General features: G+C 48.1%; 11 protein-coding genes. 1 reads left to right on the top strand and 10 read right to left on the bottom strand.

The window, feature by feature from the left end:
• Positions 1-11 precede the first annotated feature (11 nt).
• The 10 genes from H513_RS0115960 to H513_RS0115915 are packed head-to-tail and all read right to left on the bottom strand — an operon-like array spanning position 12 to position 12,021.
• Positions 12-1,013 carry a sugar kinase gene (locus H513_RS0115960; RefSeq protein ID WP_026801624.1) on the bottom strand — a complete coding sequence of 334 codons (1,002 nt, stop codon included), beginning with the start codon at positions 1,011-1,013 and terminating at the stop codon, positions 12-14.
• Positions 1,010-1,642, bottom strand: a complete 633-nt coding sequence (locus tag H513_RS0115955; protein WP_026801623.1) for a bifunctional 2-keto-4-hydroxyglutarate aldolase/2-keto-3-deoxy-6-phosphogluconate aldolase — start codon at positions 1,640-1,642, stop codon at positions 1,010-1,012. The genes H513_RS0115960 and H513_RS0115955 overlap by 4 nt, the downstream gene beginning before the upstream one ends.
• A 12-nt stretch (positions 1,643-1,654) precedes the next feature.
• The gene (locus H513_RS0115950; protein ID WP_026801622.1) at positions 1,655-2,497 is read right to left on the bottom strand and encodes an SDR family oxidoreductase; all 843 of its coding nucleotides are present in this window, start codon (positions 2,495-2,497) and stop codon (positions 1,655-1,657) included.
• Positions 2,498-2,513: 16 nt separating this feature from the next.
• Positions 2,514-3,548, bottom strand: a complete 1,035-nt coding sequence (gene uxuA / locus H513_RS0115945; protein ID WP_026801621.1) for a mannonate dehydratase — start codon at positions 3,546-3,548, stop codon at positions 2,514-2,516.
• Between the two features lie 12 nt (positions 3,549-3,560).
• Entirely contained in the window at positions 3,561-4,955 is a 1,395-nt protein-coding gene (uxaC, locus tag H513_RS0115940) for a glucuronate isomerase (RefSeq protein ID WP_036770520.1), read from the bottom strand.
• Positions 4,952-7,360, bottom strand: a complete 2,409-nt coding sequence (locus tag H513_RS20485) for a glycoside hydrolase family 31 protein (protein WP_036770517.1) — start codon at positions 7,358-7,360, stop codon at positions 4,952-4,954. Before H513_RS20485 ends, uxaC begins: the two co-directional genes overlap by 4 nt.
• Positions 7,361-7,376: 16 nt before the next feature.
• The gene (locus tag H513_RS0115930; RefSeq protein ID WP_026801619.1) at positions 7,377-8,684 is read right to left on the bottom strand and encodes a TRAP transporter large permease; all 1,308 of its coding nucleotides are present in this window, start codon (positions 8,682-8,684) and stop codon (positions 7,377-7,379) included.
• 3 nt (positions 8,685-8,687) lie between these two features.
• On the bottom strand, positions 8,688-9,173 hold the full coding sequence (locus H513_RS0115925) for a TRAP transporter small permease (protein WP_026801618.1): 486 nt from the start codon (positions 9,171-9,173) through the stop codon (positions 8,688-8,690).
• A 2-nt stretch (positions 9,174-9,175) separates the two neighbouring features.
• The gene (gene uidA / locus H513_RS0115920; protein ID WP_026801617.1) at positions 9,176-10,972 is read right to left on the bottom strand and encodes a beta-glucuronidase; all 1,797 of its coding nucleotides are present in this window, start codon (positions 10,970-10,972) and stop codon (positions 9,176-9,178) included.
• Between the two features lie 38 nt (positions 10,973-11,010).
• Complete coding sequence (locus tag H513_RS0115915) at positions 11,011-12,021, bottom strand: TRAP transporter substrate-binding protein (RefSeq protein WP_026801616.1); 1,011 nt, start codon at positions 12,019-12,021, stop codon at positions 11,011-11,013.
• A gap of 134 nt (positions 12,022-12,155) precedes the next feature.
• Here H513_RS0115915 and H513_RS0115910 point away from each other — a divergent pair, with 134 nt between their 5' ends.
• A complete protein-coding gene (locus H513_RS0115910) occupies positions 12,156-13,319 on the top strand; it encodes an ROK family transcriptional regulator (RefSeq protein WP_026801615.1) in 1,164 nt (387 codons plus the stop codon).
• Positions 13,320-13,334: the final 15 nt, after the last annotated feature.

The raw sequence follows: 13,334 nt of genomic DNA, 5'->3' as shown, positions 1-13,334 counted from the left end.
TACATCTTCATTCACCGTCTCACATCAACTCCACCACTCTCCAGACACCGCAACACTTCTTCCTCGGAAAACGGAGCATGATCACCACGAACGGTATGTTTTAGAACACTGGTAGCTAAGCCGAATTCCACAATCTTTCGCTCGTGGAATCCATTCTCCAATCCATGCAGCACCCCAGCTGCGAATGCATCGCCACCGCCGACTCGGTCGAGCACGTTCATCGTTACGGGAGCGGTTTTGTGCATGGTTCCATCACGATAAAAGAATCCTTGCAGCGTGTGTTGATTGGCACTTTGTACGACGCGGTTGGTACAGGCGAACTCGCCAATTCCGTACATGTCTTTAAACCTTTCATAATGGGACTTCAACGTCGCTTCAGAGAAGAGACTCGTACCCTCCATCCCAAACAGCAGCGTGAAATCCTTGTACCCAATAAAGCAGCGGTCCACAAACGGCAAGATTTCCTTATAAGTAGCCGCCGCTTCTTCCACTCCCCACAACTTACTTCGATAATTCATATCGAAGCTAACCAGAATACCCCGCTTCTTCGCTTCACTCAACGCAATCAAGGTCAGTTCTCTAGAGACTTCTCCGAGTGCTGGTGTAATCCCGCTTACATGAAAAAGCGTACATCCTTCAAACACCTGGTTCCAGTCCACTTCCCCTCCACTCAACCTAGAAAATGAAGAAAAGCTCCGATCGTAAATCACGTCAGCGTTCCTCAGTCCAAAGCCTTCCTCCATATAATAAGTACCGAGCCGCCCTTCTCGATGCACAACGGCCTCCACACCCACACCATGCCCTCGAAGAAATCGCCTAACGTTCTCCCCTAAATTATGGTGAGGCAGTGCAGTAAGTAGCGATACCTCATGTCCCAAATTCGCCAGATTCACCGCCACGTTCGCTTCCGCCCCACCAATGGAAATGTGAAAACTACTCGCTTCTTTTAACCGCTGATGCTCAGGTGGGGTGTAACGCATCATCACCTCGCCGCACGTTACAATTCGACTCATACGTTCACCTGCCCAATCGCTGCCACGAACTGCATGGCGTTTTTCGTCACACCTTCATAATCACCGTGCTTCGCGGGCTTCGTCACTTCTCCTCCAACGCCTACCATAATCGCGCCAGCATCCAGCCATTCCTGCACGTTTTCTAAGTTGACGCCACCCGTCGGCATGATTTCCACCTGTGGTACGGGGCCTTTGACCGCTTTAATATACGAAGGATCGAATGACTGTCCTGGGAAAAGCTTAACGACTGAGGCGCCGAATTCCAGGGCACGAATCATCTCGTTCACTGTGAAGCACCCAGGTATGTACGGAATTTGATACCGGTTACAAAGGACCGCGGTCTCTTCACTCAGGGATGGGCCTACAATGTATTGCGCTCCAGCAAGGATGGCGATGCGCGCCGTTTCTGCATCCAATACGGATCCTGCTCCAACCACAATTTCCGGCCGTTCGGCAAAGTGTGCAATCACCTCATCCGCATTCGGCACCGTAAACGTAACTTCCAAGCTTTTCACCCCACCATCGAGGCACGCCTGCCCCACCGCAATCGCCTCTTCCTTGGTATTTCCGCGAACGACAACGGTAAGCTTGTGGTCAATCAACTGAGATAAAATGCGATAATACTTCATTCGATTTCCCTCCTACACCCCAGAATAAGCCGAAAAGCCGCCATCGACCGGAACGACGATACCATTGACGAAGCTTGAAGCCCGAGCATCCACGAGCCAGAGCAATGTCCCAACCAATTCATCCGCCTCACCAAACCGATTCATCGGTGTTTGGGATAGAATCTTATTCGCACGCTCCTTGAAATTCCCCTCTTCATCAAGCAACAGCTCTCGATTCTGTTCTGTCAGAAAGAACCCTGGTGCCACCGCGTTCACACGAATTCCCACTTTTGAAAAATGAACAGCCAGCCACTGCGTAAAATTGCTAATCGCTGCTTTCGCTCCACTATAGGCTGGAATTTTCGTTAACGGTGTGAACGCGTTCATGGAGGACACATTCAGAATCGTTGCACCTTCCTTCCCGACCATCCCTTCCGCGAACACTTGCGTTGGAATGAGTGTTCCGGAGAAATTCAACGCCATCAACTCATTCACGGCTAACGGATCAAGGTTAAAGAACGTCTGGCAATCATCCTCCGTTGGCACATGGTATTCCATGCTCGTCGTCGCCTTCGGATGATTGCCTCCCGCGCCATTCACGAGAATATCAACCTCACCAAAACGGTCCACAATTTCCGTCCGAACCTCCACTAGCCGCTCCTTATCGAGCACGTCTACACTAAACCCCCGCGCTTCTCCACCCGCTTCTACAATCTGCGATACAACCGCTTCAATCTTCTCTTCATTTCGCGCCAACACCGCGACCTTTGCACCACTTGCTGCGAGCGCTCTGGAAAACACAGCTCCCAATACGCCACTTCCGCCTGTAACTACAGCTACTTTTCCAGCTAAATCTACTTGAAATGGTAGGTTCATCGTCCTCACTCTCCCACTAATTGTGTTGAATGCAGTCTAGAATTCCGTTCAAATACGTCGCTCCAAGAGCACGGTCATATAAGCCGTACCCCGGCCGTCCTTCTTCACCCCAAATCATCCTTCCGTGGTCGGGGCGAATAGGCCCTACAAAGCCAACTTCCACCAGTTTCTTCATCACCGCTACCATAGGCAGTGACCCATCATGAACGGAATGGGACGTTTCCTGAAAAGAAGCCTCTCCAATCCACTTCACATTTCGCGCATGAACGAAATGAATACGCCCCTTGGCCGCCTCAATCATATCCACTAAGTCATTGGAGGGAAGAGAACCAAACGATCCGGTGCAAAACGTCAGCCCATTGCGTGGACTGTCCACACGGTTCAATAGTTTGACGACATTCTCTACATTCGTGACCACCCTCGGCAATCCTAAAATGGACCATGGCGGATCGTCTGGATGAATGGCCATATTGATTCCGACCTCTTCTGCTACTGGAATCACCCGTTCCAAAAAGTAGAACAGATTCTCCATCAACTGTTCTTCCGAAACAGATTGATAAGCGGCTAAAATCCCTTCCAGTTCTCCCATTTGATACGAAAGGTCCCACCCAGGCAAAGTCAACTCGCCGTCCAGCGGATTCAGCCTACTCGCCACTTCTTCCTCATAGCTTAAAGAGTTTGATTCATCAGGTAACTCCGCTGTCAGATTCGTCCTCGTCCAGTCAAATACCGGCATAAAGTTGTAGCACACCGTTACTACGCCTGCTTTTGCCAAGTGACGAAGGGTGGTTACATAGTTCTCAATATACGTATCACGTGAGTCCCGCCCCAACTTGATGTCCTCATGAACGGGCACACTCTCAATCACATTGAGCTGAAGCCCCTCCTGTTCGATTGTATCCTTCAGCTGAACAATCTTGTCATACGGCCAGACGTCTCCAGGCGGAATCTCATAGATGGCCGATACAATCCCTTTCATTTGCGGGATTTGTTTAATTTGCTGCAGCGTGACGGGGTCTGACTCCCCATACCAGCGAAAACTCATTTCCATGATAGAGACCTCCTACAAGTTGAAATACGTGCGTGCATTGGTATAGCAAATATCCTCAACGTACTGACGAAGTAGATTCATATCAGGTGGGACGCTCCCTTTCTCCACCCAGCTTCCGAGCAGATTGCAAAGAATCCTTCTAAAGTAATCGTGACGAGAGAATGATAGAAACGAGCGAGAATCGGTTAGCATTCCAACGAAATGTTTAATAAGCCCCGTGTTTGCGAGAATCGACATTTGCTTCTCCATCCCGTCTACGTGATCATTGAACCACCAAGCCGTGCCGAGTTGAATCTTCCCAGGCATGCTGCCATCTTGGAAATTCCCCGCCATCGTTGCCAGAATGTAATAATCCCTCGGATTCAAGCAGTAAAGAATCGTCTTGGGCAAGTTTCCCTCGCGTTCCAAGCAATCCATGAATCGAGACAACGGCTCAGCCACAAGTCGGTCTCCGATTGAATCAAAGCCACTATCCTTGCCAAGGCGTTCGTACATCCGGCTATTGTTGTTCCGCAATGGCCCAAGGTGGAGCTGCATTACCCACCCTTTTTCCGAATACCACTCCGCTAGCCTCTGCAGCGTATACGTCTTGAACTGTGCCACTTCTTTCACCGATAGCGCCTCCCCATTACGACGCTTATCGAAAATAACTCCGACCTGTTCCTCAGTCGCATCCTCGTACACCATTACATTTAACCCATGGTCAGATGCACGACATCCTCGTTTATCAAAGTAGTGAATGCGCCCCTGTAACGCATCTAAAAACGCCCCATAGTTCGAAACCGAAACGCCGCTACTCTGCTCCAAACGACTGACCCAATCCATGAACCCATCACTCTCAATGGCAAGCGCAGAGTCTGGACGGAAAGAAGGCGACACCTTCACAAGGAAACCCTCTTTCTGCAACGATTCGTGATGCGCCAAATCATCAGCAGGATCATCCGTCGTCCCCACAAATTCGACTTTGTTGTTCAGGAGCAAATTCCGAGCCGACATGGATTCGTGCCTCAACTGCTCGTTCGCACGTACCCACACTCCCTCCGCATTTGAAGGCGACAACATCTCATCAATTTGGAAGAAATGCTTCAACTCCATATGCGTCCAGTGAAACAAAGGGTTGCCAAGGGTATTCGGCACCGTCTCGGCCCAAGCCATGAACTTCTCCTTCTTCGTCGCATCCCCGGTAATATAGTGTTCATGGATTCCATTCGCCCGCATTAACCTCCACTTGTAATGGTCACCGCCGAGCCAGACGTCGGTAATCGTATCAAACTGTTGGTCCGCTGAAATTTGCTCTGGTGGCAGATGGTTGTGAAAGTCCACGATCGGCAACTGCTTCGCATAGCTATGATAGAGTTCTTTGCTATACTGATTGTTTAATAGAAAATGGTCCGGAATAACGGTCATGACGTTACCTCCCCCTGCAATGAACGGACGACGTACACGTTCGACTCCAACTTCTGTCCATCGGGTACATGAACATCACGAGATTCAGACTCCAGGACATAGACCGTTACTTCTGAAAATGGAGGCTGGTACGAACCTTCCCAGTTTACCTTCACCGTGACGGAATCCAAGGTTGTCTCCAATTCAACGGACAAGAACGCATAATTCCCCTTCGTATACTCCATGCTCTCACCATCATCTTCATAGAAGCGGAACTGACGATTGCCTTTACCCTGATGCGGATAGACAATCACCCCACGGCTGTTGTCTTCTTTATTTGTAAACGAAATTTCTCCATCCCGAATCGGAAAGGCCGAACCACCAACCGCAAACATCGGAATCTCAGTTAGCTCTGCCGAGACCGAAACCGTTTGCCCACCTTCGTAGAAGTTGCCCCCATTCATGTCGTACCAACCGTTAGCGTTAGCCGGCAAGTACACGTCACGAACGGATTGTCCCTTCTCCATCACATTCGCGATCAGTAGGTCCTCCCCAACCATGAACTCATCATTTTCCTCGAACGTTCTTCCGTCATCTTGGAAATAGTAGAATGTAGGCGTCAACAAAGGTTCGTAATGCTTATGAGCCCGGTACATGAGATGATAGAAATAAGGCGTCCACTTCACGCGTTCTTTCATTAATTCTCGAATGGAATCCGCATATTCGGGGTACATCCAGGGTACGTTCACGCTCGCATCCTCATTCCACGAGTGAATGGTGAAGCGCGGGTGGAAGATCCCGTTTTGAATCCATCGAACAAACAATTCAGGCTCTGGCGCTTTCCCTGCAAATCCGCCTACGTCATGTCCGAAGTTGTATACCCCTGACAGGCTTAGGCTTAAGCCCATCTTTAGGTTGTAGCGAATGGTCTTCCAATCCGTATAATTGTCCCCTGACCACGTTTGCACGTAGCGCTGCATGCCGGGCATACCGGAACGAGAGATCAAGTAAGGCCGGTCGTTTGGCGCATGTTCTTTCTGTGCCTCATAGGACGCTTTCATCATCAGAAGTGTTTGAATCGGCTTAACATAGCTCATGGGAATCGTTGAACCAAACCCATGTGCCATCGCTGCTTCGTCCCAAATTTCATACTCGTTATTGTCGTTCCATATAGAATCAATCCCGTACTCTAGTAGCTGGGCTTTAATCTGTTCCTTCCACCACGCAATCGTAGCATCGTTTGTGAAATCAAGATAAGACCCTAGCGCATCCCAAAATTGGGAAGTCTCCGGTTCGTTAAAACGCTCGTTGTGTACAAACAACCGATCCTTCTCCAACTGTTCATACATCGGATGGTCATCAAGCAGGCACGGCTTCACATTGGCACACACTTTGATCCCATGGTCATGAAAGTAACCCGTCATCTTCTTAGGCTCAGGCACCTTTGACGTGTTCCAGTTAAACACATATCGCTTATCTTTAATGGACGTGTAGCCGGATGAAAGTTGGAACGAGTCACATGGAATATCGTAATCCTTACAGTAATCCACAAACTTCTTCAGTTGCTCCTGAGCATCTGGTGCATCTGTATAGGTCATCGTTGAACCAGAATAGCCAAGACTCCACTTTGGTGGTAGAATCATCTGCCCCGTTAGCCACGTATAGCGCTCGACCACGTCCTTTACCTTAGGACCAAGCATGAAGTAGTAGTCGCAATCCCCCTTTTCCGCCTGATAGTAGCGAAAATGTTTGTGGTAATAATCATACTCCGCTCCCATATCAAAGATGCTGTCTGAGTAGTTGTCGTACACCATGCCATAGGCAAGACCGGAACTTTCCGAGTATGTCATATAGAACGGAATATGCTTGTAGAGGGGGTCCGTCGTCTCAGCATCATAGCCCATCGCATCGATAGTTCTCATTTGATACCGCTTACCATAGCGATTCATGGGGCCACCCTTTTCCCCAAGTCCGTAATAACGCTCATCCGGTGAACGCTCCATATAATGAAGCACACGTTCTCCTAGCATACGCTTAAAGTTATAGGCTTGCGTCTTCCGGTCTCCCGCAATCTTCACCCATTGACCTGACACATTTCCGTACCAATCAATAGAAAACCCGCTTAAATGAACAACAGCACGAAGACGGTTCGTTTCAACGGTCACGGTGTTCTCACACTCATAGACCTCATAAGCAGGCAAGGTAAACGGTGTCGTATCAAATCGATTACGCCCACTTGCTGGAATATCCTCCTCACCAGGCGCAATGATCCACGTATGTTGCATGGAATGGTTCTTATCGAAAGGGATAAAGACACGGAACACGTCTTCTTCCAATACATACAGACTCACTTCTTCGTCTCCGCTCGTAAATGTCAGGCAATTATTCTCCTCTGTGTGCAGCTTAAAATCCAACAACTTAATCAAAGTAACAACGCTCCTTCTAATTGAGTAGTCCGAACAATCTCGGCAATACGAGGCTAATCCATGGTACATACGTAATGACTAATAAGGATGCAATTAACGCAACGAACATTTTCGTCAGTGGGCGTAGGACCGATTCAATGGACACGTTGGCTACGCTACACCCAACAAACAAGGCGCTTCCTACAGGTGGGGTCATAATCCCAATACAAAGGTTGAAGACGAGAATGATCCCAAAGTGTACCGGATCCATCCCAAGCTCCGTCGCAATTGGCAAGAAAATCGGTGTAAAGATAAGGACGGCTGGAGTTAAGTCCATGAACGTACCGACAATCAACAAGATCAGATTCATGATGAGTAGAATGACAATAGGATTACTGGATGTTGAGAGAAGAAGTTCGCTTAGAGCGGTCGGTATTTGTGTGAAGGCCATAATCCAAGACATGATGGAAGAGGCTCCGACCAAGAAGAGGACAATCCCCGTCATGACGACGGTTTCTTTCAGGATTTCAGGAATATCTTTCAGTTTAATTTCCTTATAGAAGAAGGAGAGAATGATGGAATAGAGTACGGCAACCGCCGCTCCCTCCGTTGCTGTGAAGACCCCAGCCACGATTCCTCCAATAACCAACACAATCAGCATGAGACTCGGAATCGCATCCAAGACCACTTTGAACCCTTCAGAGAATGTAGGCCGTTCTGCAACTGGATACGATTGCTTCTTCGCAATAAAATACGCAACGAGCATAACGGAAAACCCCATCAAGATACCTGGCAAATACCCTGCAATGAACAACGCCGCAATGGACGTTCCCCCACTCACCAATGAGTAGAGAATCAACACACTACTCGGTGGGATTAACAACCCAGCTGGTGACGATGCAATATTCACCGCTGCGGAATAAGATTTGTCGTATCCTTCCTTTTCCTGTAACGGTGTCATCACCTTTCCAATTGCCGCTGCCGACGCGACGGCGGAACCAGAAATGGAACCAAACAGCATGTTGCCTACTACGTTTGTATGTGCCAACGACCCTGGCAACCTACCGCCAATAAGCTTCGCCAAATTAATAAGGCGAATGGCAATGCCGCCGTTGTTCATAATGCTCCCAGATAGAATAAAGAAGATAACCGCCAGCAAGGCGAAGCTATTAATCCCTTGAACCATCTTCTGAGCCGCTGTAAAGACCGCTACGTCTAACGGCACAACCGTTAAAGCGGTTACAAAGGAAGAAACGCCAATCCCGACTGAAATCGGTACCCCAATCGCTAACAATAGAAAAAACAAACCGAACAATACAAGAATCGCCTGTATCGTAGGATCCATCTCTTATCCCTCCTCTCCCGTCAATTCAAGCTTATAATCAGGTATTTGTAGAAGCTTATAGATGACGATAATCACACCGCAAATCGGAACGATGGAATAAACATACCCCATAGGAATATCGAGAATCGGCGTACGTTGACTCATTGTAATGGAGACGACCTCCATTCCACCCCGCACCATAATCAACATTGCAAAGCCAACGATAAACAAGTCGTTAATGACACGGACGACCACCCGCTGCTTTCCCTTCATCTTGTTCTTCAAGAACGTGAGCGCCAAATGCTGATTCGTCCCAAAGGCGTAACTCGCACCCAATATCGCCGTCCACACGAGTAAGAAGCGAAGTAGCTCACCCGTAAACGTACTCGGCGCATTGAATAAATAGCGACTCGCCACCTGCCAAATGGCACCCACAACGAGGATGCCTGTCAGAACGGAGCTGACAAAAAGAATGATTCGGTCTAGCGTCTGCTTAATCGTTCGTACCACCGTTATCCCCTCCCCACTTTCAGCGACTTCCACCGTTCCCTTACACTGTGAACAGCCATCTTCGGCTGACGGTTCCGCGTAAACAGTCCTTTCTTATTCCCATCCACACGCACCGTATCCTGCTTCGTCATAAAGTCCGCAAAGTTCCAAATATGCTCCCCACCGACATTTGAGAACATATCGAACACCGCATGATAGGTAGCCAAGAACTCGACTTGAAACTCTTCCGAGAACATGACGGGCGGCGATTTATGCAACCCCGCAATCGTATCTACGCCATACTCTGTAATCATCACCGGCTGCTGATGATGACTTTCCCATCTCGATAAATAGTCGTGCAAGTCTTCTTTTCCCTTCACCAAATCCCCAGGTGTTGAGTACCAGCCAAAATACACATTCAAGCCAATCACATCCACAAGAGGCGAGACCTCGCACCGCTCCGGCTCAATCAACATCAGATTTACGTTCATAATCGGCCGAGTATCAAGCGCTCTCACTTCATCAATGATTCTTTGAAAATAAGGAATCGCTTCCTCTTCCATCGTAGAAGCTTCGTTGGAGATAGACCACATGATCACACACGGATGATTCCGGTCTCGCTCAATCAAACGTCTCACTGTGTCCACATGATAATTCTTAAGCTCCTTCGTAATTCGACCATTAGAGAACACCGGCTCTAACTCCCCTGTGGCAGGAACCCCTTGACTCAATAATCCAACGGCTGATGTCTCATCAATAACAAGGAAACCCATCTCGTCTGCCAGCTGAAGAATCTCTTCCGCATACGGATAATGGGAAGTCCGAAACGAGTTAGCCCCACATTCTTTCATAAGATTGAAGTCTCGCACATTCGTAACGGCATCGTACCCTTTCCCACGCACATCTGCATCTTCATGCTTGCCGAAACCAGTCAAGTAAACCGGCGAACCGTTCAACCAAACTTGGCGGTCTTTCACTTCAACCGTCCTCACACCAACGGAAACCACGTAATGATCAAGCAACTCTCCATTCTCATAGAATAGCTTACAGTGCAACAGGTACAAGTATGGATGATTTGGAGACCAGAGCTGGACGGATGGAATGTCAAGAGTAGCATGGTCGCCACTCCCTGCAGCAACGACTTCACCGTCTCGATTTTGAACCGTAAGCGTTATTGAAGCAGCTTCCCCTTTCGTCTCTACGCCGACATGTACATGCCCGACATCACCCGTGAACTCTGTGTCTACAACTACATCCTCTATAGACACATCCGGCTTCGTGTACAAGTACACGGGCCGATGAATTCCTACATAGTTGAAGAAATCATGTTGCTGATGCAACGTTTTCTCTACTCGCCCATCCGGTAATGTTTTGGTTACAATCTCTCCAGGCGGCAGCATTTCCCACGTCAATTCATTGTTCACACGAACACTAATGTGAAGTTTTTCCTCCTGCCTTACTAGATTCGTAATCTCCGCTTCAAAAGGCAAAAAACCGTTACGGTTCTCCACTACCAGCTCCCCGTTCACCCACACCTCTGCTGTATGGGCCACGGCACCGAAGCGCAGGAACACGTTGTCCTTCTTCCAATCCCTTGGTATGTATAGACGACACTCATACCACACATCCCCAATGAAATCCCTTAGTTCGGCGGACGTCGTGATATCGTTGTAACTTGATGGCACTGGCATTTGAATCGGAGACGGCAGTCCATTGTACCAACTCTGTGACCTGCCGCTACCGTCTCGATCGACTTGAAAGTTCCAAACTCCGTCAAGGTTCTTCTTGCTTCTTGTAAGGGTATCTATTGGATATAACAATGTCCTCCGCCTCCTCGTTATCTATTCCAAAGTACGTATTAGTTCATCTCTTTAATGCCATTTATAATCTCTGCAATCCGCTCGTCCTCTTTCGCCTCTTCAAACATTGGCTGCACCGCCTCGATAAACGGCTCCTTGTCAACTTCATAGAACGTAACGCCCATTTCCTTCGATTCCTCTTCTGCCTTGGCAACTGCTTCATTCCACACATCACGATGGTAGTCCGTCGCTTCTTCTGCCGCTTCTGTGAAGGCTTGCTGCTGTTCTTCAGAAAGGCTATCCCACGTCTTCTGACTAATGATTGCAATATCTGGAATCATCGTATGTTCATTTCTTGAGAACGCTTTCGAAACTTCCCCATGCTTTCCAGTCGTCAAAGCAGTCGGGTTACTCTCCGCACCATCAACAACCCCTTGTTGCAACGCTGTATAGATTTCAGCATATGGCATTGGAGTTGGTGTCCCACCCATAAGCTCAACCATCTTGATTGCAGTGGGACTATCCATCACACGAATCTTCAACCCATCCAGATCACTCGGCGTTTCAATTTGCGTGTCTTTCGTATAGAAGCTACGTGCACCAGCGTCGAAATACGTTAAGCCCCGAAACCCTTTATCCTCAGTAGACTGATAGATTCCCTGAACAATATCAGACCCCATCACTTTATGGTAATGCTCCTTGCTCTCGAAAATGTAAGGAAGCGAGAACACGGAATATTCATCTGAGAAGCTCTCAAGCGCGCCAGCACTTACCTTTGTCATATCTACTGCACCGCTCTGTAACTGCTCCAACACTTCCTTCTCACTACCAAGAACCCCATTCGCAAAAATCTTCACCGACATGTCCGTCTTCTCTTCGACCCCTTCTTTGAACTTCACAAGCGCCTTATGAACCGCGTGATCTTCAGATAAGTTGTGCGCAAGCTTCAATTCCTTACCAGATGAAGCCTCATCACCTTTCCCACTCGCTTCTGAATCTTCATTCCCACAACCGACAAGCAACCCAAAGCTCAAGGTGACCATCATCAAAGCTCCCAACCACTTCTTCATGTTTGAAAATCCCCTTCCCACTTCCTTGTTTTCGTTTCCAAAAATTAGTTTGTTTGTTTACCCAACAAACTGTTAGTATTATAATATAAGCAAGATGTCAGAATATCAAGAGTTTTTTGAAAGGGGTTTCATGAATGAGTACAGGAGATGCCTCCTACATCCGCGTATTGAACCGAAGACTGCTTATCGAACAGATTATTGAAAAAGGAGAAATCTCCCGAATTGAGCTATCCCGCCTCACAGGGCTCAACCGCTCAACCGTATCTGCCCAAGTGAACCGGATGTTGGAAGAAGGACTAATCGTAGAAAAACCATCAGACGTATCAAACGGCGGTCGAAAACCAATCCTCATCCGAATGAACGCAGAATCCGGATTCACGCTAGGAATTGATATCGACGCCCCCGTCACACTAGTACAAGTAACCGACCTATTAGGGAAACCAATACAGACCTATCACCTACAAAGCTGCAGCAGCAACCAAGAGACAATGGACAACATCTTACACGAAATCGATCACATCATCGAAACGCACAGCAGTCAATTTACCCCCCATCAACTGGTTGGGATTGGCCTAGGCGTACACGGCATCGTCGACAACGAACACAAAGTCGTCTTCACCCCCAAACAAAGCTGGGCCGCCCCAGACATCAAACAACAAATGGAAGACCGCTACGACGTGCCCGTCTATATCGACAACAACGCCAACCTTAGCGTCTACGCCGAACAAGTACTCCAGCACCCGAGCGAGAACCTACTATGCGTAACGATGTATTCAGGGATCGGATTAGGAATCTTAGAAGATAACACCATTAACCGAGGAACCCGGGGCTTCGCAGGAGAAATTGGCCATATGATCGTTCAACGAAACGGCCTCCCCTGCCCATGCGGGAATAAAGGCTGCTGGGAACGGTATGCATCGGAGAAGAGTTTGAAGCGAAAGGTCAGTGCACTAGGGATAGAAGATGTGAATTTAAACGAGTTAAAGATTGAAGATCTTGAGGAAGAATACAGAGAAGCCATCGATGAATATGTGGACTACGTTGCAGTGGGATTGAACAATGTGATTAACATCTTTAACCCGCAAACGGTGATTGTGAATAGTGAGTTTATTCATCACCATCCGCTATTATTGAAGCAAGTAGAGGAAAGACTCACGTCGAGGATCAATGACTATGAGCAGCTGGTTTCTTCTTCGCTTGGAAGGCAGGCTTGTTCGTTGGGTGGGGCTATGATTGTGTTGAAGGATTATTATGAGGTGAAGACTTTGGATTTTTCGGGGTATGGGTATCAATATTAATAGAAACACCCAAGA

This window comes from Pontibacillus halophilus JSM 076056 = DSM 19796 (assembly GCF_000425205.1).
GTDB lineage: Bacteria > Bacillota > Bacilli > Bacillales > BH030062 > Pontibacillus_A > Pontibacillus_A halophilus.
Note: the sequence above shows the minus strand (reverse complement) of the source record. Positions and strands in the feature narration are given on the sequence as shown.